Annotated in this window: 21 protein-coding genes; 1 reads left to right on the top strand and 20 read right to left on the bottom strand. The window is 27.2% G+C overall.

From position 1 onward, the window contains the following. The 9 genes from fliQ to ACZ5CK_RS07215 all read right to left on the bottom strand — a co-directional run bounded on the left by fliQ (position 1) and on the right by ACZ5CK_RS07215 (position 7,955). Positions 1-267 carry a flagellar biosynthesis protein FliQ gene (fliQ, locus tag ACZ5CK_RS07255; protein ID WP_464581156.1) on the bottom strand — a complete coding sequence of 89 codons (267 nt, stop codon included), beginning with the start codon at positions 265-267 and terminating at the stop codon, positions 1-3. A 5-nt stretch (positions 268-272) separates the two neighbouring features. Further along, complete coding sequence (gene fliP / locus ACZ5CK_RS07250) at positions 273-1,055, bottom strand: flagellar type III secretion system pore protein FliP (protein ID WP_464581155.1); 783 nt, start codon at positions 1,053-1,055, stop codon at positions 273-275. Further along, positions 1,039-1,227, bottom strand: a complete 189-nt coding sequence (locus ACZ5CK_RS07245) for a hypothetical protein (protein ID WP_464581154.1) — start codon at positions 1,225-1,227, stop codon at positions 1,039-1,041. Before ACZ5CK_RS07245 ends, fliP begins: the two co-directional genes overlap by 17 nt. A 193-nt stretch (positions 1,228-1,420) precedes the next feature. After that, entirely contained in the window at positions 1,421-1,786 is a 366-nt protein-coding gene (locus ACZ5CK_RS07240) for a response regulator (RefSeq protein WP_464581153.1), read from the bottom strand. Positions 1,787-1,822: 36 nt separating this feature from the next. Beyond that, positions 1,823-2,248, bottom strand: a complete 426-nt coding sequence (locus tag ACZ5CK_RS07235; RefSeq protein ID WP_464581152.1) for a chemotaxis protein CheW — start codon at positions 2,246-2,248, stop codon at positions 1,823-1,825. 12 nt (positions 2,249-2,260) lie between these two features. Next, on the bottom strand, positions 2,261-4,312 hold the full coding sequence (locus ACZ5CK_RS07230) for a chemotaxis protein CheW (protein WP_464581151.1): 2,052 nt from the start codon (positions 4,310-4,312) through the stop codon (positions 2,261-2,263). 1 nt (position 4,313) lies between these two features. After that, positions 4,314-5,528, bottom strand: coding sequence for a nicotinamide-nucleotide amidohydrolase family protein (locus ACZ5CK_RS07225; RefSeq protein WP_464581150.1), 1,215 nt, complete (start codon positions 5,526-5,528; stop codon positions 4,314-4,316). A gap of 31 nt (positions 5,529-5,559) precedes the next feature. Further along, a complete protein-coding gene (gene glgX / locus ACZ5CK_RS07220; RefSeq protein WP_464581149.1) occupies positions 5,560-7,713 on the bottom strand; it encodes a glycogen debranching protein GlgX in 2,154 nt (717 codons plus the stop codon). A gap of 8 nt (positions 7,714-7,721) precedes the next feature. Next, positions 7,722-7,955, bottom strand: a complete 234-nt coding sequence (locus ACZ5CK_RS07215; protein WP_464581148.1) for a DUF3783 domain-containing protein — start codon at positions 7,953-7,955, stop codon at positions 7,722-7,724. 377 nt (positions 7,956-8,332) lie between these two features. On the opposite strand from ACZ5CK_RS07215, the gene rd reads away from it, so the two are divergent. Next, on the top strand, positions 8,333-8,494 hold the full coding sequence (gene rd, locus ACZ5CK_RS07210) for a rubredoxin (protein ID WP_464581147.1): 162 nt from the start codon (positions 8,333-8,335) through the stop codon (positions 8,492-8,494). Between the two features lie 50 nt (positions 8,495-8,544). Here rd and uvrA read toward each other — a convergent pair whose 3' ends face one another. The 11 genes from uvrA to hslU all read right to left on the bottom strand — a co-directional run bounded on the left by uvrA (position 8,545) and on the right by hslU (position 21,097). Then, a complete protein-coding gene (gene uvrA, locus ACZ5CK_RS07205) occupies positions 8,545-11,370 on the bottom strand; it encodes an excinuclease ABC subunit UvrA (protein WP_464581146.1) in 2,826 nt (941 codons plus the stop codon). 295 nt (positions 11,371-11,665) lie between these two features. Continuing rightward, positions 11,666-12,262: a CPBP family intramembrane glutamic endopeptidase gene (locus ACZ5CK_RS07200; RefSeq protein ID WP_464581145.1), complete on the bottom strand. Its 597-nt coding sequence runs from the start codon at positions 12,260-12,262 to the stop codon at positions 11,666-11,668. After that, on the bottom strand, positions 12,259-13,845 hold the full coding sequence (locus ACZ5CK_RS07195) for a CTP synthase (RefSeq protein WP_464581144.1): 1,587 nt from the start codon (positions 13,843-13,845) through the stop codon (positions 12,259-12,261). The genes ACZ5CK_RS07200 and ACZ5CK_RS07195 overlap by 4 nt, the downstream gene beginning before the upstream one ends. Positions 13,846-13,912: 67 nt before the next feature. Beyond that, positions 13,913-14,167: an acyl carrier protein gene (acpP, locus tag ACZ5CK_RS07190; protein ID WP_464581143.1), complete on the bottom strand. Its 255-nt coding sequence runs from the start codon at positions 14,165-14,167 to the stop codon at positions 13,913-13,915. Positions 14,168-14,279: 112 nt separating this feature from the next. Continuing rightward, positions 14,280-15,125: a hypothetical protein gene (locus tag ACZ5CK_RS07185; RefSeq protein ID WP_464581142.1), complete on the bottom strand. Its 846-nt coding sequence runs from the start codon at positions 15,123-15,125 to the stop codon at positions 14,280-14,282. Positions 15,126-15,129: 4 nt separating this feature from the next. After that, positions 15,130-16,395 (bottom strand): histidine--tRNA ligase, encoded by a 1,266-nt coding sequence (gene hisS / locus ACZ5CK_RS07180; protein WP_464581141.1) that lies wholly within the window; start codon positions 16,393-16,395, stop codon positions 15,130-15,132. 3 nt (positions 16,396-16,398) lie between these two features. Then, positions 16,399-17,907, bottom strand: a complete 1,509-nt coding sequence (locus tag ACZ5CK_RS07175) for a TrkH family potassium uptake protein (RefSeq protein WP_464581140.1) — start codon at positions 17,905-17,907, stop codon at positions 16,399-16,401. A gap of 4 nt (positions 17,908-17,911) precedes the next feature. Beyond that, positions 17,912-18,595: a potassium channel family protein gene (locus ACZ5CK_RS07170; RefSeq protein WP_464581139.1), complete on the bottom strand. Its 684-nt coding sequence runs from the start codon at positions 18,593-18,595 to the stop codon at positions 17,912-17,914. Beyond that, the gene (locus ACZ5CK_RS07165) at positions 18,585-19,022 is read right to left on the bottom strand and encodes an NAD(P)-binding protein (protein WP_464581137.1); all 438 of its coding nucleotides are present in this window, start codon (positions 19,020-19,022) and stop codon (positions 18,585-18,587) included. The genes ACZ5CK_RS07170 and ACZ5CK_RS07165 overlap by 11 nt, the downstream gene beginning before the upstream one ends. Continuing rightward, entirely contained in the window at positions 19,012-19,695 is a 684-nt protein-coding gene (locus tag ACZ5CK_RS07160) for a response regulator (RefSeq protein WP_464581136.1), read from the bottom strand. The genes ACZ5CK_RS07165 and ACZ5CK_RS07160 overlap by 11 nt, the downstream gene beginning before the upstream one ends. Positions 19,696-19,705: 10 nt before the next feature. Continuing rightward, complete coding sequence (gene hslU, locus ACZ5CK_RS07155) at positions 19,706-21,097, bottom strand: ATP-dependent protease ATPase subunit HslU (protein ID WP_464581135.1); 1,392 nt, start codon at positions 21,095-21,097, stop codon at positions 19,706-19,708. Positions 21,098-21,144 lie beyond the last annotated feature (47 nt).

The raw sequence follows: 21,144 nt of genomic DNA, 5'->3' as shown, positions 1-21,144 counted from the left end.
TTAGATCATTCCAAAAAAAGTAGTTAATATCTGATAAGTAAAATCCATTAATTTTTGTGCAATCCATCCAAATAACAAGCCAACTACCAAAAAGGTAATAATAATTTTCGGAGCAAACGTTAATGTTTGCTCATTTATAGAAGTTATAGTTTGAAAAATACTAATAATTAAACCAACAGCTAAACTTACTAATAATATTGGTGAAATTATAGATAAAAAGACGGTTATACCATCTCTAAAAACATCTATAAAGGTCTCTAAAGTCAATATCATTAACCTCCTGATATTTGAAAGCTTCTAATTAATCCTCCAATTAACAAATCCCAGCCATTAACCAAAATAAATAATAATAATTTAAAAGGCATTGAAATCATAATTGGTGGAATCATCATCATTCCCATAGACAATAATATACTTGCTACAACCATATCAACTATGATAAAAGGTATATATATTAATACCCCCATTTTAAAAGATATTTCTAATTCGCTTAATGCAAATGCTGGAATTAATATTTCTGGAGGAGTATTATTTATGTCTTTAACCTCTTTATGGACACTAGCTGCTAACATAAAAACATTATCCTGATTTTTGTGTGCAACTATCTCATTAATCATAAATTTTTTAATAGGGTTCCAAGTGTTTTCAAACATTTGAGTATAAGATATTTTTTCTTCTGAATAAGGAATTATAGCCTTTTGATAAATTTCATTGAAAACAGGAGACATTATTAGAAAAGTTAAAATTAGAGCTATACCTATTAATACTTGATTTGGTGGAGCCTGTCTGCTTCCCATAGCGGTTCTTAAAAAGGATAATACAATTATAATTCTCATAAATGATGTTAACATCATAATTAAAGAAGGAGCTAATGATAAAACCGCTAGTAATAATAATATTTCTAAGGTTGGGATTAGAGTATTTGGTCCAGGAGTATTTCCACCTATGTTTATAGATATTTCAGGTATAGGTAAAGGTTCTTGTGCTGAACCAATAAAAAATGTCATCAAAAATATTATCAAAAGAAAAAATTTTTTATTAAATATTTTCTTCATCAATTTTATTCTCCCTTTTTAATGCTCCAATGAATGTATTAAAAAATTCTTTTTTTCCTTTTAATAGTTCTGAAAGTTTTTCATAATCAAGCTTGTCTAAATATGCGATAGAATTATTGTTTGATAATACCAAATAATAGTCATCAAGTACTTTTATAATATTTAATGTCATATTTCTATCAATGTAAAATTTTTTTACAATTCTAACCGATGGACTATTTAGTAAACCTTTATTAATTAATTTTTTTTGTATGAATATTAATAATAAAATAAATATTAAAAGAAAGAAAAGAAGGAAAAAAGCCCATAAAGTCCAACTTGTTATAAAATTTGTTTGAGTCGATGAAAAAGTAAGGGGCGTAAAATCACCCCCTAACAACTTTTTGTATAGCTTCTATTACTCTATTAGCTTGGAAAGGTTTTACAATAAAATCTTTTGCACCAGCTTGTATAGCTTCAATAACCATAGCTTGCTGTCCCATGGCACTACATACTATAATTTTAGCAGCTGGATCCTGTTTTTTTATTTCTTTAATTGCTTGTATTCCATCCATTACTGGCATTGTAATATCCATAGTAACAACATCTGGTTTTAACTCCATATACTTTTGAACGGCCTCTTCTCCATTTGCAGCTTCTCCAACAACTTCCATCCCCGCTTTTGTTACAATATCTTTTAATAACATTCTCATAAATGCAGCATCATCAGTTATTAATACTTTTATCGCCATTAAAAGCACCTCCGTTTATAATAATTATTTATTATTTCATACTTCTATAGACATAAATAATTTTTCCAAATTCAAATAAACGATTAATCTATTTTCAAATTTCAAAACACCATTTACTTTCCCTATAAATTTTCCACTTTTTGAAGGTAGAATATCTAATTCTTCATCATTAAATGAGATAACATTATTTACTTTGTTAACTAAAATACCTAATTCTTCTTTTTCGTGTTTTAATATTATTATGCTATCGAATTCAAAATTTTCATCAATATCTAAATCCAATATTTTTGTTAAATCAAAAACTGTAACAATTCTGCCTCTAAGATTTACAATTCCTTCAATAAAATCTTTGGAATTTGGTACAGGTGTAATTTCTTCTTTTTCAATCACCATCTCTACGTATTCTATATCTATACCAAATTCTTGATTAGAAATCTCAAATGATAATATTTCCTTTTGCATTATATCACCTCATTAAAGTTCATTTAGATTAATTATATCTAAGATCAATGCAATTCTACCATCACCTAGAATAGCTCCACCACTAAATTCTTTAACAGAATTTAAATATTTTCCAAGAGATTTTATAACAATATCATCTTGACCTAATAAATTATCAACTACAACACCATATTTTCTATTTGCAGTTTTTACAATCACCACTTTCTCTGTAGAGCTATCTTCAGATTTTGGCATTTTAAATACATCTCTTAATCTTATTAATGGAATAACTTCTCCTCTTAATACAAAAACTTCATTACCTTGAACTATTTGTATGTCGCCATCTGTAATTTTCTGTGTTGTATCAATGTTTGCAATTGGTATTGCATAAACATAATTTTCAATGGTAACTAATAAAACTTGAATAATAGATAAAGTAAGAGGTAACCTTATGGTGATCTTTGTTCCTACATCTTTTTTGGAAGAAATACTAACACTACCATTTAAAGATTCAACTACTGTTTTAACAACATCCATCCCTACTCCCCTACCGGACAAATCTGTAGCCTGGTTTTTAGTTGAAAACCCAGGTAAGAATATAAATGAGAATATTTCATCATCACTCATATTTTGAACCATAGCAGGATCCACAAGTCCTTTTTCAATAGCTTTATTTGCTATTGTATCTCTATCCAGTCCTTTTCCATCATCTTCAACACTTATTACTACACCATCACCTTCATGCCATGCAGATAACTTAATAGTGCCAACCTTTGGCTTTCCTTTTTTTATTCTTTCTTCAACAGGTTCAATTCCATGATCTATAGAATTCCTAATTAAATGAATTAAAGGATCACCTATTTCATCTACCACAGTTCTATCTAATTCAGTATCCTCACCTTCAATTACAAGATTAACCTCTTTATTTAATTTCTTTGCTGTATCTCTAACAACTCTTGGGAATCTATTAAAGACAAACGCAATTGGAATCATTCTAATTTTCATAACTATATTTTGTAAGTCAAGGGTTATTCTACTTAGATTAGCTAAACTTTCATCAACATCTTTTATTTCATATTTTCTCAATGTTTCAGTAATTCTACTTCTTGATATAACAAGTTCAGCCATTAAATTCATTAATTGGTCTAATTTTTCAATATCTACTCTTACAGATTGTAATTGTATTTTTTTCTTATGTGTAGAATCCTCAGTAGGTTTGTTGGAATTATTAGTCGGAGTTGATTTTGTTTTGTTTTTCTCATTTTCTTGTTTGTTATTATTTGAAAGCTCAAAATCAGCTTCTTTAAATTCATTAATCGCAACACTTTCAACTTCAGAAATTCCTAAAATAGCATTTCTAACCTCTTCTGCAGATTTGTTTATTATTATACCCAACGCAATATCTAAATCGAACTTTTCATCTTCTATGTCTTGAGAGGAAGGATTAGTATATACAACTTCTCCACCCATATCATCAATTTTATGTAATACCATAAAAGCTCTTGCGGCTTTTAATTGAACATTTTTATCAAATTTTACATTAATTAAAAAGAAATTTAAGTTTTTTTCTTTTGCAGCATTATAAAGATTTTTTAAAGATTCTCTTGTGATATCATCTAAATGAGAGAGTAAGTTAGTGCCTTCTTCAACATTTACAGAGGACGCAGATTCATTATTATTTTCAACTGTAGCACTTGAATTAGTACTAGAATATTTTTCAAGAGTTTCCACAAGTTCGTCTAATGAATCCAAATTGCCTTTTCCCCCATTAGAAATGTCTGCAATACTTTCATTTAATAAATCAAGAGTTTTAAATAATAAATCTATCAAATCTGAATCAACTTTTGTTTCACCTTTTCTTATCTTATCCAATATGTTCTCCATTCTATGGGATACCTTTGCTATTTTGTCAAATCCCATAGTCCCAGCCATACCTTTAAAGGTATGCATAACTCTAAATATTTCATTGACTTTTTCCATATCTTCAGGATTATTTTCTAATTCTAAAAGTTCATCATTTAATCTTTGCAAATTTTCATTCGCTTCTTCAATAAATACATTGAGATAAACATCCATTTCGCCCATATCATGACCTCCTAAAAAACAATTTTAAAAATCTAATTATCGCATAATAAGCACATTTTTCTCTAATTGAACCTCGAGTACCAGAATATAGTTTCTTTTCAATATATATTATATCACGTTTCTTATCAAAAAAAGAAAAATAAATTGTTCCAACAGGATTTTCTTTTGTTCCTCCATTCGGACCAGCAAAACCACTAATTGCAATAGAAAAATCAGATTCTAAGATTTTTGCCGAATTAATTGCCATAAGTCTTACAGTTTTTTCGCTTACAGCACCATCATTTTCTAAAATATCATCATTTATATTTAAAATTTTATTTTTTATTTTATTTGAATAAGCAACAATACTTCCCATGTATACTTTAGATGAGCCTGGAATATCTGTTATTAATTTTCCTATAAGTCCTCCTGTACAAGATTCTGCAGTAGAAATAGTGTATCTATTTTGCGATAAAGTTTCTATTAAATACTTAATGGGATCGTTTGGAACTATATAATCATTCATATTTTTATATATATAATCAATTATTTCATTTGTTTTCTCATTTTTTTCTTTAAAAATTATAGAAGGCCCTATATTTAACTCTAATTTAGTAGAATACTTTATGTATTTTAGTTTATCTTCTAATAAAGACATTAAATTTGATTCAGAAATATTATAAAACTGTATTTTTGTAAAAGTAGAAGGAGTGATATTATTTAAATTTAAGAATAAATTTATATTATTTTTAAACATAGATATAGCTTCCAAAGGAGGCCCAGGCAATAAAATATATTTTTTATGATCTTTTTTAATTAACATTCCAGGGGCACTTCCATATTCATTTTTCAAAATAATAGAATCAGGAATAACATAAGCTTGTTTTTTTATTAGTCTATTAGGAATTTTACCATAAATTTTATATCTATTTATAATGTATTGATATACTTCATTATTAAACACTAAATAAGAATTTAAAAATTCAGAAACAGCTTCTCTTGTTAAATCATCCGCTGTTGATCCTAAACCACCTGTAATAATAATTATATCATTAAAGTTACTCAAAAAATTCAAAGCGCTGATAATATCATCTTTGTTATCTGATACATTTATATGCATTTTTACTTTTAATCCGTAAGTTGTTAATATGTTAGATATTTCTTTAGAAGTAATATTTAAAATATCTCCTTCAGTAATTTCATCGCCTGTACTTATAATAGATATATTTATATCCATCACTCCCAACATATAATATAATTGATTTTATTTACTTTGATATAAGAACAATAATGCTTTTCGATTTTACTATATAGTAATCTTGTGTTTTTTGGGGGAAATCTAGAAAGTCATTTGGAGAATCAAAAAAAGTATCAATTACTCTAAACCAATTTTTGTTTAGTAATTTAGGAAGCTCGAATTTTAATTCGGAATCATAAAAGTTTATGGCTACATAAATGTCATTATCAGGTGGTACATCAGAATTAACAAAATCTAATCCGCTTATCATAAAAGCTAAAGATTTTGAACTATAAGAGAAATCTGGCTGATTTAAATTTATACCATGCCAAGTAATATCTGGTATTCCATCTCCAGAATAATCTTTTCCTGTAAAGAAATGTTCTCGCCTTAAAGTATGATGTTTTTTTCTAAAGTCAATTAGCTTTTTTACATATAAAAATATATCATGGAATTTTTCCTTTCTCATCCAATCTACCCAATTTTTTGGAGTATCTTGACAGTAAGCATTATTATTTCCATATTGAGTTCTGCAAAATTCATCTCCCATATAAATCATAGGAGTTCCTTGAGATAGCATTAAGATAGTGAAAAAATTTTTTACTTGTCTTTTTCTTATATTTATTATATTCGGGTCATCAGTTTCTCCTTCAAATCCATAATTAAAGCTATAATTATCATTTGCACCATCATTATTATTTTCTCCATTTTCCTCATTATGTTTATTATTATATGAAACCACATCACACATCGTAAAACCATCATGCGATGTAATAAAATTAACACTTGCAACTGGAGATTTATTACCATATAAATCTTCACTACCAGAAATTCTACAGGCAATTTCTCCAACTAAACCTTCATCTCCTCTAACGAATTTTCTAACAGCATCTCTAAATTTTCCATTCCATTCAGCCCAACCCTCAGGGAATTCTCCAAGAAAATACCCCCCAGCTGCATCCCAGCCTTCGGCTATCAATTTTGAACCAGCTATAATTGGGTCATCAGCGATATCCTTTAATAAAGATAGATCTCCTATCCAATTTCCGTTCGGATCCCTTCCTAATATTGAAGCTAAATCAAATCTGAAACCATCAACATGCATTTCTGTTACCCAATATCTCAAACTATCTATAATCAAATTTTTTACCACAGTGTTATTACAATTAAAAGTATTTCCAGTTCCTGAATAATTTTCATAATATCGTTTATTTTTATTTAGTATGTAGTATACAGGGTTATCAATACCTCTAAAAGATAGAGTTGGTCCTAATTCATTACCTTCACCGGTATGATTGTATACTACGTCTAAAATAACTTCAAAGCCTTCTTTATGCATTTTCTTGACAAAATCTTTAAACTGAAAAACTTGTTCGCCGATTTTTAAACCAGTAGAGTAATTTCCTGTTACTGCAAAAAAAGCTAAAGGATTATATCCCCAAACATCTTTCAAACGTTCATTAGTTAAAGGATTATTTCTTATAATTGAATTTGGATTAAACTCAAATATTGGCATTAATTCAACAGCATTAACTCCTAATTCTTTTAAATGGTCTAATTTTTCTAATATTCCATTAAAGGTTCCATTGTTTTTAACGTTTGAGTTTGGATTCATTGTAAACAATCTTACATTCATTTCATAAATTATTAAATCTTTTAGAGGTATTCTTGGATGAAAATCATCTTCCCAGTCATAAACACTATCATCTATAACTATAGATTTTGTAGGACTTTTTGCAGAGTCTATAGTAGAAAAAGACAAATCTAGCATAGGAGAGTTTTTATCATATCCATATACACTATCTTCATCCCAGTTATATGATCCAGATATTGCCTTTGCATATGGATCAGATAATAGTTTGTATTTATTAAATCTATATCCATTCATAGGATCATACCGTCCATCTACTCTCCAACCATAAAATTGTCCATGCTTAATTCCATATACATAAATATGCCATATATTTCCTGTCTTATTTTTTATAGGATCTAATTCAAAAATATGAGAAGGAGTATCATCATAGAAATTCTGGTAAAGTTCTAATATAACTTTTTTTCCATTTTTTGTAAATAAAGCAAAATTAACCCCACCTGGGTCAACAGTAGCTCCTAATTTTGGATATCCCTTTTCAGTTTTTAAAATAACTGTACTATCAGGGTTATCATAATAAAATTCATCACTCATATATATCACTATTCTTTTTTATTTAAAGCTTCTTTTAAAGCCTTTTTTACTTCAAAATCTTCCTGAGTTAATTCTTTTATTAAATCTCCTATTTTCCAATTGACATTTGTTTTTGTTGTTGTAGCAAAGATAATTCTTGGTAATCCTTCAACGTTTTTTATTGCACGCATTATTTTATTAATTTCATCACTATTGAATCCATTTAAAACTATAACAGGAGTATCTTTTACTTCTTCGTACATGATATAACCTCCATTAATGTTTTTATGTTATTAATATTATACCACAATATATTACAGATAAGATATCAGGATATCTAAAAAGCATAAAAGAAATGAAAATTCGAATGAAGCTGGTCAATTTTGCATGGATGCAAAATTGAGTGAAACCGAACACGGATGTGAGTTTAATACGACCTGCGAAAATGAGAATTTTTGAGGATTCAGAATTTTCCGTATGAGTGAATATTATTTTTGAAAATACTTTGTATTTAATTTTGAGTTTGTTTACAAACTGAATAAATATAATTTATTTTTTTCTTGACAAATTGAATAAAAAATAGTATAATATTTTTGGAACCATTACAAAATTAAAAAAGATTAAAATAGGAGGGGTTTTTATGAAAAAATTTGTATGTACAGTTTGTGGTTATATTTATGATCCGGAAGAAGGAGATCCAACAGCTGGAATACCTGCAGGTACATCATTTGAGGATTTACCAGAAGATTGGGTATGTCCAATGTGTGGTGTAGGAAAAGATATGTTTGAACCTCAAGAATAATTTAAAATAAATAAAGTGCAGCAATATATGCTGCACTTTATTTTATAACCTTATTTATTTAATATTCTTTTTAAATATTGTCCAGTATAAGTATTTGCTTTAATAATATCTTCAACAGCCCCTTCTGCTACAATATAACCACCTTTCTCGCCACCTTCAGGACCCAAATCTATAATATAATCTGCATTTTTTACAACATCCAAATTGTGTTCAATTATAATTACTGTATTTCCTTTTTCAACTAATTTATGTAAAACTTCAATTAATTTTTTAACATCTTCAAAATGTAAACCAGTAGTAGGTTCATCTAGGAAGTAAACAGTTTTTCCAGTAGATCTTTTTCTTAGTTCTGAAGTTAATTTAATTCTTTGGGCCTCTCCACCTGATAAAGTAGTAGCGGGTTGCCCAAGTTTAATATATCCAACTCCAACGTCGTTTAACAGTTGAAGAATATTTTTAATCCTAGGGATATTTTCAAAAAATTTCAATGCTTCTTCCACAGACATATCTAGAATATCGGCAATTGATTTTCCTTTATATTTTACATTTAATGTTTCTTTATTATACCTTTTTCCTTTACAAACATCGCATGTGACATATACATCTGGCAGGAATTGCATTTCTATTTTTAAATAGCCATTTCCTTTACATGCTTCACATCTTCCACCCTTTACATTAAAACTAAATCTACCTTTATTAAATCCTTTCATTCTTGCTTCTTTTGTAGCAGCAAATAAATCTCTTATTAAATCAAAAACACCAGTATAAGTAGCTGGGTTGCTACGTGGTGTTCTACCTATTGGTGATTGATCTATTGCAATAACATTATCGATATTTTCCAATCCTTCAATTTTTTTATAATGTCCTGGTTTTACTCTTGATCCATTTAGTTCTTTTATTAATGCTGGATATAAAGTATCCATAACTAATGATGACTTTCCAGAACCTGAAACACCAGTTACGACAATAAATTTTCCTAATGGAAATTTAACATTAATATTTTTTAGATTATTATGTGAAGCACCATATAATTTTATATATTCATTTTTTTCAATTCCCTTTGTTTTATATTTTACAATTTCAATTTTCTTTTTACCAGAAACATATTGCCCGGTTAAAGAATCTTTTGGATTTTTTAAAAGATTTCTAATCCATCCACTATATACCACCTTTCCCCCGTTAATTCCAGCACCAGGACCTAAATCAACAATATAATCTGAAGACTTTATGACCTCTTCATCGTGTTCAACTATAATAACAGTGTTACCTAGATCTTTTAATTTTCTTAAGGTTTTAATGAGCCTATCATTATCTCTGGGGTGTAAACCAATTGTAGGTTCATCTAGAACATATGTTACTCCAGTTAATCCAGAACCAATTTGGGTAGCTAATCTAACTCTCTGAGATTCTCCACCAGATAAAGTATTAGCAGATCTTGAAAGAGATATATAACCCAGACCAACATCTACAAGAAATCCAAGGCGTTTTTTTATTTCATTTAATAATTCTCCCACAATTTTTTTTTCAAAATCTGATAGCTGTATATTTTCAAAAAAATCTTTTGATTTATTTATAGGCATATCAGAAATTTCATGTATATTTAATCCATTTATTTTTACGCTTAGTGATTCAATCTTTAATCTTTTTCCACCACATTTTTGACATGTTTTCATTGTCATGAATTCATTTTGATATCTTAGTTTTATTTCATCAGATTCTGCAGAATTATATCTTCTTTCATACATATTATATAATCCTTCAAAATGTTTTTTGAAAGTATATACTCCATTTGGAGTAATATATTCAAATGTGATTTTATCCTTTGAGCCGTATAACAATGCATTATATGTTTCTGGTTTTAAATCTTTAATTTTTTTATTTGGATCATCATTATAATGTAATATAACACGCTCTAAATTTTTTGTCATATACGTATCTTTTCCTGTTTTAGCAGCACCATCGTATATACTTTTATCGGGATCAAGTATATATGTAGGTTCAAATTCATATTTAAAACCAAGCCCATGACACTCTTCACATGCACCATATGGACTATTAAAAGAAAATAATTTTGGTGTAATTTCAGGAAAACTAAAACCACATTTAGGACAAACTAATTTTTCGCTATAGGTTTTCGATTTAATTGTTTTATTTTCATTATCTAATTCTCGTATTTCTACAAACCCATCTGACTCTTTTAAAGAAAGTTCTATTGCTTCATATAATCTATCAAAATTTTCTTTTTTTAATTTTAGTCTATCAATTAAAAGATTTATAGTGTGTCTATAACTTTTTTTTAATGATGATATATCTTCTAAATCTAAGATTTCACCATCAATTTCGATTCTTTTATATCCGTTTTTTTTCATTTGCTCTATTTCTTTTTTAAATTCACCTTTTTTTTCCTTTGCAATAGGTGAAAAAACGTATATTCTAGAATTTTCATCAAACTCTTTAAATACTTTTTCTATAATTTCATCAATTGATGATTTTTCAACTGGTATATTACACTTTGGGCAAAATGGTTTTCCAATTCTAGCAAATAATACTCTCATATAGTCATAAATTTCTGTAACAGTTCCTACAGTAGATCTTGGATTATGTGAAACAGACTTTTGTTCTATAGCAATAGCAGGTGAAAGACCTTCTATATATTCAACATCTGGTCTTTTTAATTCACCTAAAAACATTCTTGCATATGATGAAACAGATTCTAAATATCTTCTTTGTCCTTCAGCATAAATTGTATCCATAGCTAAAGTGGACTTTCCAGAACCAGATAATCCCGAAATAACAACTAATTTATTTTTAGGTATATTTACATCAATATTTTTTAAATTATGTTCTCTCGCCCCTTTTACATAGATATAATCCATATCATGCACCTCTATAAAATGATATTTAGAGTATTTATCTCCAATTTAATATTATAACATACTCCTCTTAAAAAAGAAAAATCTGTTTAAAAAGATATCCCGGCTGTTGATAAAATAGACATAAAAATAATATAAGAAAATACTTGTAAATTATACGAATTTCCTAAAGAAAAGTATAAAAATAATGTAATGAGTCATTGAAAATTTTCGAGGATTTAGAATTTTCCGTATAAGTGAATATTATTTTTGAAAATACATTGTATTTAATTTTAAGTTTGTCTACAAACTAAAGCACCTAAAAAGGTGCTTTATTATATCTCATATATATTTTATATAATGCCGGAAAGTTGACTAAAAAATGTAAAATTATAGAATTTAACAGTCCATATTTAAAATAAACATAAGAAAAGAATAATCCAAATAAAAACCTCAAAGGGAATGTAATTATAAAATATTTTTTATTTTCTATTCCATTTATTAGATTAAAAATATGAACTAATGCAAATAAAAAAGATGAAATAATAGAAATATAAACTAAATTATCAATAATATTTAATAAAATTTCGTTCAATATACCTCTAAAAAAAACCTCTTCAGTAATTGAAGCAGATAAGGGTATAAGAAACAATCTTTTTTTATTGATATAGATTTTAAAACTACCCATTTTTACCCATTTTTCCGGTAAAAATATTAATATAATACCGTATATAATAAAAATGATGTATAACATATATGGAAGTTTTTCATAAAAATTTAATTTGAAAATAGGTATTAATAAGCTAAAAATAATTGTTTTTAATAAGAGTGCTCTTTCAAATATAATTCTTTTTTCTATATTATATATAATAATAAAATATATTAATAACGATAAAAAAAACATGAATATGTTCATTTTAACTCCTTTAATTCTTTTAATTTTTCAACAAAAGCTTTAAATATTGGGTGTGGGTTTCCCACTTTACTTTTTAATTCTGGGTGATATTGAACGCCTATAAAAAATGGATGATTTTTTAATTCAACTGCTTCAACAAAATCGGATTTTGCTGAAATAATTAATTTATTTTCAATATTTTCATCATCAGGATAAGCAAATAAATCACTGAATTTTTCTAAATTAACTTCATATCTATGTCTATGTCTTTCAAAAACAATTTCTTTATTATAAATATCAAATAATTGAGAATTTTTCAATATTTTTGTTTTCTGGGCACCTAAACGCATTGTTCCACCTAATTTTAATATTTCTTTTTGTTCTTTCATCATATCTATTACTGGATATGGTGTTTCTGGATCGAATTCTGATGAATTAGCATTTTTTAAATTACCAATATGTCTGGCAAATTCGATTACCATAATTTGCATACCAAGACATATGCCTAATATAGGGATGTTATTTTCTCTAGCAATTTTAACTGCTTTTATTTTTCCTTCAATACCTCTTTTACCAAAACCACCTGGGATAATAATACCATCGTATTTTGATAATAATTCTTTAATTTCATATTCCTCTAAATCCTCTATAATTTGCGAATCAATTAAATCAGGTTTTTCTGATCCGCTTAAAAAAATACTTTCTATAATACTTTTATAAGCATCGTCTGTTCCAAGATATTTACCAACCATAGCTATTTTTAAAGGATAAAAAGTTTTTGGATAATTCCAAATTAATTTATTTTCAATTTTTAAATTAAGTTTTTCAGCGATAATATTTTGTATTCCTAAGTTAAATAATTTTTCTGGTACTTCATAAACATTTTCTGCATCGGGAAGATTAACAACATATTTTCTATTAATTCCTGCAAATAATGCAATTTTATCTAAACTTCCAGAATCAATTGTTTTTTCTGTTCTAATAATTAACATGTTAGGATGAATACCAATTTTTCTTAATAATTGTACTGATTGTTGAGTCGGTTTTGTTTTAAATTCGTTTGTAACATTTAGATATGGAACGAATGTAACGTGTATAAAGAAAAAATTTTCAATACCTTCTTCTAAAGAAAGTTCTCTAACAGCTTCTAAAAAAATTTCACCTTCAATATCACCCACAGTTCCTCCTATTTCTATCATTAATAAATCAGTATCAATATTTTTAATTCTGTTTTTAATTTCTTCAGTAACATGAGGAACCATTTGAACTGTTGCACCCAAATATTTTCCTTCTCTTTCCTTTTCTATAATGCTTTTAAAAATTTGTCCAGCAGTAATATTATTAAATCTTTTCATATTTATACCTAAAAATCTTTCATAATGACCAAGATCAAGATCAGCTTCGTAACCATCATCAGTAACGAAAACTTCGCCATGTTGATTAGGGTTCATAGTTCCAGCATCAACGTTTAAATAAGGATCTATTTTTAAAGAGTTGACTTTAACACCGCAATCCTTTAAAACTCTTCCTATTGAAGCAGAAACAATTCCTTTTCCAATACCACTTAATACTCCACCAGTAACAACTATATATTTTTTAGCCATAGTTTCTCCCTCCTGCAGGTCATATTAAATAAAATAAGGGAAGCGAAAGCTTCCCTTATAAAGGACATCATTCTTCTTCTATATTTAATTTTTCTGCTAATGAATTTACAACATCCTCAACGGTTTTGATATTTTCCAATTCTTCATCTTCTATGGTTACGCCAAGTTCAGATTCAAAAGCCATGGTTAAATCAACAAGTTCTAAAGAATCAGCATCTAAATCATCAGTAAAAGATGCATCAAGAGTAACATCTTCCTCTTCAACATTTAATGTTTCTACTATAATTTCTTTTACTTTTTCAAAAAGTTCATCTCTTGTCATATTTATACCTCCCTATAAGTTTTCACAAGACAGCCAATAAATAAAATCGGTATTATTATATTAATAAATTACCACGTTGTCAAGTAAATTTTTTGTGTATTTTTTGTAAAATCTAAAACATTTTTTTAATTTTTTCTATGTCTTCTTTAGTCAAAATGTTTTTTTGTAAAAGTTCATCCATTTTCTTGGCTCTATTAACGGTATCTAATTTTGAAAGTTTAGAATAGACATAACTTAATAATTCATCCTTACTATTAAAATTTTCTGGATTAAATATCTTTGAGATATCTTCTTCAATATTTTTTTCTTCTTTAGTATCATTATCATTTTTAATTTCCTTTTCAATTTTATAAGTTTCATCTAAGATGTAAAAATTATTAGTTTCCCTTATTAAAGACATAAGTAAAAACCATTCATATAGATTAAAAGTAATAATTCTTAAAAATAATACGAAATTTGGATCTCTATATTTTAAAGTTGGTTTTTCTATAACTCCTTTTTGTATTTCAATGTTTTGAATATAAAATTGGTCTTTAATGATTTTATTTATTAATTTAACATAAGTAAACCATATAAAGAATAAAAATATAAAGAAAAGAAATAAATCAAATTTAGGTATTGTATATTCTAAATTTTGTAAATCCTCAATTGAAGAAATTTTACTATATATTTTTTCAAGTTGATTCGATATTTTAATAAATATTAAAGAAAATCCAAAAAAAGAAATTAAATAGCTGATAAGAACTTTAATAGAATTTCCTATCTCATATTTTTCTAAGGAAACTGTTTCAATATTCTTTTGTTTAAACAATAATTTTAAACGTTTTATGTGTTCATCTCTATTTTTTAATAATATATGATATACAAACATGGTAATTGCAAAGCTTAATGGCCACATATATGGAATAATATATAATATCATTCCTAAAAAAATAATAAAAGGATTTAAAAATACCATTTAATCACTCCAATAAAGATTTTTCTTTTAATATTTGAGGTGCCCAAAATTTTTCAATTTCGAATTGTTCGCCTGTTGACATATTTTTAATTGTAACTGTTTCTGTATGGATCTCATTTTCACCAATAATAGCAACAAATTTTGCATGCATTTTATTAGCATGTTTCATTTGATTTCTAATGCTTCTATTTGATAAATTTAAGAATACCTTTAACCCTTCATCTTTAAGCAATTTTGACAGTTTCAATGCTTCTACATCAGTTTTATCACCAGAATACGCAATGTATACATCTATAGTTTCTGGATTCTCAATTTCAACATTTTCATTTTTTAAAGCCAAAATTATTCTTTCGATACCCATACCGAAGCCAATTGCAGGAGTTTCTTTCCCACCAATTTCTTCAACCAATGAGTTATATCGTCCTCCACCTAAAATAACGGATTGTGCTCCTAAACCAAGATGCTCAATTTCAAAAGCAGTTTTTGAATAATAATCTAATCCTCTAACGATTTTCGGATCTATTTCGTATTTTATATTCATTGAATCTAAATACTCAATTACTTTATTAAAATGTTCCTTACATTCATCACATAAATAATCTAAAATAATAGGAGCATCTTTAGAAAATTCTTTATCCACTTTGCAGTCTAATAATCTCATAATATTTTTATCAAATCTATTTTGACAATCATTACACATTTTTGGTAATAAAGGCCTATAATAATTTTTTAGTATCTCTCTATATTTAGGCCGACATTTAGGACATCCAATGCTATTTATTTTAATTTTGTAATTTTTTAAACCAAATGATTTTAATAATTCATCTGCAAGTATGATGGTTTCTGCATCAGAAATAGGAGTGTCTGTTCCAAATATTTCAATTCCAACTTGATGAAATTGTCGTAATCTCCCAGCTTGTGGCTTTTCATATCTAAACATTGGACCAATATAATATAGTTTTATTGGTGATCCTAAATTTATCATAGAATTTTCCACATAAGCCCTTACAACAGAAGCAGTACCTTCAGGTCTTAATGTAACAGATCTGCCACCTTTATCTTCAAAAGTATACATTTCTTTTTGAACTATATCTGTGTTTTCACCGACACCTCTTTTAAATAATTCTGTTGGCTCTATAATAGGAGTTCTAATTTCTTTAAATCCATATTTTAAAAACATTTCACGAGATTTTTGTTCTATAAAATACCAATATTTTGATTCATCACCAAATATATCTTGTGTACCTTTAAATTTGCGATATTGCCCCATATATTACCCTTTAAAGGGTTCACCTCCTCTTAAATTAGAGAATTTAATTTGCAGAATATCTTTAACATCTCTTAGCATTTTAATTATAGCAAAGAATATTACAAAGAATTCAAGTCTTCCCAAATACATACCAATAGTTTCTATCCAAATTACACCTAAAGGAGAATTTGGTGTTGTTATCCCAACTGATAAACCTACAGCTGATAAAGCTGAAGCATATTCAAACATTGAATCTTCCATAGAATAACCATATGACAAAAGAACTAATACACCAATTGTATATATAATAAAGTACATAAAAACAACTGCAATAACATCTTTTAAAGTATCATAAGAAATTTTCTTTTTAGATATTCCTTTATAAACCTCTATATGAAAAATGCTTCCTTCAGGTTTAAAATAGCTTTTTATTTGATGAATTATAATTTTCCATATAACAAAGACCCTAAATAATTTTAAACCACCTGAAGTTGAATCCATCATACCACCTAATATCATTAAAATTGTCATTATTAATAGACCAAAATTATTCCAATTATCAAAAGATACAGTTGAAAATCCTGTTCCAGTTAAAGCAGAAATAGCTTGAAATGCTGCATACCTTAAACCACCCCAAAAACCATAAAGCATTTTTGTTGTGAAAAATAATATTAAAGGTATAGAAATTAATAAAATAAAAAACATAGTTTTTGGTTCAGGGTTTTTTTTAAATAAATCTCTTCTTCTCAATGCTGCATAATGAACTCCAAATCCTGTTCCTCCAGCGATCATTAATGCCATAATAATTATTTCAGCATTGATATTATTAAATTCTCCAACACTATTAATTTTTGTAGAAAAACCACCTGTAGCTAAAGCAGTTAATGTATGATTAAATGAATCAAAAAATGATAATCCAGCAACGAATTTTAGAAGAATAATTCCTATTATCGCCCATGAAATATAAATTCCAAAAATAATTTTTGCTGAATCTCGTAAGTTTGGTACAACATTATCTGTTCTTCCTTCTGCTTGATATAAACCGACACCTAATGCACCTGTGGCTATAACCATTATTAATGCAAATCCAGCACCGCCAAAGTATTGCATTAGACTTCTCCATAATAAAAATATTTTAGGGATTTTTGTAACATCTACAAGAGTTAAACCTGTTGTTGTCCATCCGCTTGTAGACTCAAAAATAGCTTGATGAATATTTAAAATATTTGAAAATACAAAAGGAAGTGCAGAAAAAAATATAGATAATGTCCATACTAAAAATATAATGACAATAGCATCTTGTATATTAATGGCTGATTGTTTAGTGTTCCAACTTAATAATATAAAAAATGTACCTGTAAATATGCTTATTATTCCAGATTCAAGAAAACTATAGAATGAATTAAAATCCTTATAAAAAATTGCAAATGTTCCAAATAAAATTAATCCAATTCCAAAGGCTATTAACATTAAACCGGTATTTTTAAATATCAATTTATATCTATATTTTAAATTTAATAAATATTTAGGCATATTTTCATCCCTTCATGAGCTTTAACTTAACTTCTGGAACTTTATCCTTTAATGAAAAGATAACCAGTTTATCACCCGGTAATATTTCAGTATTACCTTGCGGAACAAATATTTCCTTTTCTCTTATTAACATACTAACTATAGAATTTAATGGCATATGTAAATCCTTTAATCTTTTGTTTGCAGCAAAATCACTATTTTTAATTTTAATCTCTATTATAGCTAATTTATCAGCATATGGATTAAAGAAACTTAAATTTGTTTGATATTCAATAGAAGCTTCTATTAATTTTTCTATCCAGTTGGTTATACTTACAGTTTCGATATGATTATTTAAAAACAGTTTTTCATTTTCTGGATAATTTACCAAAGAAATAACTCTTATATCTTCATATAATTGCTTGACTAGCCACGAAACAACAAAATTTAAAGCATCATCTTCCGATAAAGAAATTACCCCACCAACTCTATTAGGAGCCATATCAATACTTTCCAAGAAACTAATTTCAGTAGGATCATGTAGTATTCCATCCAAATTTGAATAATAAGCCTTTAATGATAAAATTCTATTAATATTTTCTTTATTTGATGAAATATAGTAAACATTATGACCTTGATATAAAAGGTTTCTAACAATAGAATATGCTATATTATCTCCTTCTACTATGTAAAAAATTTTATTTTTCATTTTCCACACCTTCGTTTCCAACCAATTCATCAACCGCATGTTCTATAGGACAGAAAATATTTAATCCAGCCTTTTCGAAAAGATTCTTTTTGTGTGGATCGTTAACTCTAGCTATAATTTTTAAATTAGGATTTTTCTTTTTATAAAATGTATTACATGCATTAGCCAACATAAAATTTAAATTATCATCAGGAGTTACAATATATATTAAATCAGCTTTTTCAGCTTTAACCTGTTCTAAAATTGCAATATCTGAGCTATCTACAACCATTGAAAATCCTGTGAAATTATATTTCTTTAATCTTTCCAAGGCTTCTGGAAGTTTATCAACAACTATAACATTATGATCTTTTGAGAACCTTCTGGCCAATTCAGATCCTAATCTTCCACAGCCAATAATGATTATATATTTTATTTTATTTTTCATTATTTTGAGCCTCCAGGATTTTTACAATTAAATTTTGTAAATCTTTATCCTTTATAGCATTTTCTGAAAGAGCTAAAGATGCATTATAATGTTTTTTAAGTAGATTAACATTTTTTAATTTTTTCCAATATAAATATCCCAACAAGAAATGTCCTTCATATCTATTAGGATTTTCATATATTAATTTGCTTATTTTGTCTTCTAAAATAAAAAATTCTAAATTATTTTCTTCTTTTAATTTAATAACTTCGTCCTTTAATTTTCTATATTTACTTTCAAATGTTTCACCTTTAAATATTGATTCAGCTAACATAATGGCAAACTCTTCTGGAACAATGGGTTTTTCTATCCAATCCAAAGCTCCGATTTTAAAAACATTCTTAATAGCATTTAGATTCATTTTATTACTTACTATGTATAAAGGTGTTTTAGGTTGATAAGTTTTTAAAACTTCTAGATAATCAGTAATTATTTCGCCATGCAATTCTATTTCACTTATTATAAGTGAAAATCTTTCATTAAAATTTTCTTCGTTTTCTAAAAATGATTTTAAATCATTTAATGTATATATTATAGTATTTATATAATCAACATTTTGAAGATAATTATTTATCATTTTTTCATACAAAATTACAATTTCTGGTGAATCATCAATAATCAGTATTTTATGCATAATAATCCTCCTAAAGGACAAATTCACTTAAATCCTTATTATCAGCAAGTTTTCCAATTCTTTGTTTTACATATTCTTTTGTAATTTGAATGTCAACTACAGAATCTAAAGGAGCTTCAAAAGATATTTCTTCTAATACTTTTTCAACCACGGTATAAAGTCTTCTGGCACCTATATTTTCAATTTTTTCATTTAATTCAAAAGCTATTTTTGCAATTTCATGAATTCCTTCTTCTGTAAATACAAGATTTACACCATCAGTGCCTAATAACGCTTTATATTGCTTAGTAACAGCATTTTCTGGCTCTACTAATATTCTTACAAAATCTTTTTCTGTTAAAGCATCTAATTCTACTCTTATAGGAAATCTTCCTTGCATTTCAGGTATTAAATCAGAAGGTTTAGCTACATGGAACGCACCAGCTGCTATGAATAACATATAATCAGTTTTAATAGGACCATGTTTGGTAACAACAGTTGTACCTTCAACTATTGGTAATAAATCCCTTTGAACGCCTTCTCTTGAAACATCGGGACCAGAACCACCAGATTTAGCAGCTATTTTATCCATTTCATCTATAAATATTATCCCTCTATTTTGTGCTCGATCAATAGCTTCTTGAACCATTTTATCTTTATCGATTAATTTTTCAGCTTCCATTGGTAATAAAACTTTTCTTGCATCTTTTATTTTCATTTTTCTTTTAATAGTTTTTTTAGGCATCATATTAGAAAACATTTCACCAATTTGAATACCCATATCTTCAAATTCTGGACCCAATCCTGCAAACATTGGTGCAGGAGATTCTTCAACCTCAATTTCAATTTCAATATTTTCTAATTCTTTATTTTTCAGTTTTTGTTTTAATTCTTCTCTTCTATGGAAATTATTTGATTCTTCTACAGGTTCTTCCTTTTTAGGTTGGTTTTGATTAAACATATTAAATAATTCCATGAAATTTCCAGCAGAAGGTTGTTTATGTTTTTTTACACCCATTATCGCATCTAATATTTTTTCTTCTACCATTTCAGCAGCTTTTTCTTCAACATCTTTCATCATTTCATTTCTTACCATATTAATAGATACATCAACTAATTCTCTTATCATAGATTCAACATTTTTTCCTACATAACCAACCTCCGTAAATCTTGTTGCTTCAACTTTTATAAAAGGAGCATTAGCTATTTGAGCCAATCTTCTGGCTATTTCAGTTTTACCCACTCCGGTAGGTCCTATCATTAAAATATTTTTAGGCATAATTTCTTTTTTCATTTCTTCAGGTAATTTTAATCTTCTATATCTATTTCTTAGTGCAACAGCAACAGCTTTTTTGGCTTCATTTTGACCTATAATATATTTATCTAACTCTTTTACTATTTCTTTTGGAGTTAATTCTGCCATATTTTTACACCTCCGTTTAAAGCTTAATCCCCCAAACGGGGGATTCT

Source organism: Marinitoga okinawensis (assembly GCF_055387075.1).
Note: the sequence above shows the minus strand (reverse complement) of the source record. Positions and strands in the feature narration are given on the sequence as shown.

Bases quoted from the DNA above. Each gene is read 5' to 3' on its own strand.
- fliP (WP_464581155.1), bottom strand. From the start codon at position 1,055: ATGAAGAAAATATTTAATAAAAAATTTTTTCTTTTGATAATATTTTTG.
- ACZ5CK_RS07245 (WP_464581154.1), bottom strand. From the start codon at position 1,227: ATGACATTAAATATTATAAAAGTACTTGATGACTATTATTTGGTATTA.
- ACZ5CK_RS07240 (WP_464581153.1), bottom strand. From the start codon at position 1,786: ATGGCGATAAAAGTATTAATAACTGATGATGCTGCATTTATGAGAATG.
- ACZ5CK_RS07235 (WP_464581152.1), bottom strand. From the start codon at position 2,248: ATGCAAAAGGAAATATTATCATTTGAGATTTCTAATCAAGAATTTGGT.
- ACZ5CK_RS07230 (WP_464581151.1), bottom strand. From the start codon at position 4,312: ATGGGCGAAATGGATGTTTATCTCAATGTATTTATTGAAGAAGCGAAT.
- ACZ5CK_RS07225 (WP_464581150.1), bottom strand. From the start codon at position 5,528: ATGGATATAAATATATCTATTATAAGTACAGGCGATGAAATTACTGAA.
- glgX (WP_464581149.1), bottom strand. From the start codon at position 7,713: ATGAGTGATGAATTTTATTATGATAACCCTGATAGTACAGTTATTTTA.
- ACZ5CK_RS07215 (WP_464581148.1), bottom strand. From the start codon at position 7,955: ATGTACGAAGAAGTAAAAGATACTCCTGTTATAGTTTTAAATGGATTC.
- rd (WP_464581147.1), top strand. From the start codon at position 8,333: ATGAAAAAATTTGTATGTACAGTTTGTGGTTATATTTATGATCCGGAA.
- uvrA (WP_464581146.1), bottom strand. From the start codon at position 11,370: ATGGATTATATCTATGTAAAAGGGGCGAGAGAACATAATTTAAAAAAT.
- ACZ5CK_RS07200 (WP_464581145.1), bottom strand. From the start codon at position 12,262: ATGAACATATTCATGTTTTTTTTATCGTTATTAATATATTTTATTATT.
- ACZ5CK_RS07195 (WP_464581144.1), bottom strand. From the start codon at position 13,845: ATGGCTAAAAAATATATAGTTGTTACTGGTGGAGTATTAAGTGGTATT.
- acpP (WP_464581143.1), bottom strand. From the start codon at position 14,167: ATGACAAGAGATGAACTTTTTGAAAAAGTAAAAGAAATTATAGTAGAA.
- ACZ5CK_RS07185 (WP_464581142.1), bottom strand. From the start codon at position 15,125: ATGGTATTTTTAAATCCTTTTATTATTTTTTTAGGAATGATATTATAT.
- hisS (WP_464581141.1), bottom strand. From the start codon at position 16,395: ATGGGGCAATATCGCAAATTTAAAGGTACACAAGATATATTTGGTGAT.
- ACZ5CK_RS07175 (WP_464581140.1), bottom strand. From the start codon at position 17,907: ATGCCTAAATATTTATTAAATTTAAAATATAGATATAAATTGATATTT.
- ACZ5CK_RS07170 (WP_464581139.1), bottom strand. From the start codon at position 18,595: ATGAAAAATAAAATTTTTTACATAGTAGAAGGAGATAATATAGCATAT.
- ACZ5CK_RS07165 (WP_464581137.1), bottom strand. From the start codon at position 19,022: ATGAAAAATAAAATAAAATATATAATCATTATTGGCTGTGGAAGATTA.
- ACZ5CK_RS07160 (WP_464581136.1), bottom strand. From the start codon at position 19,695: ATGCATAAAATACTGATTATTGATGATTCACCAGAAATTGTAATTTTG.
- hslU (WP_464581135.1), bottom strand. From the start codon at position 21,097: ATGGCAGAATTAACTCCAAAAGAAATAGTAAAAGAGTTAGATAAATAT.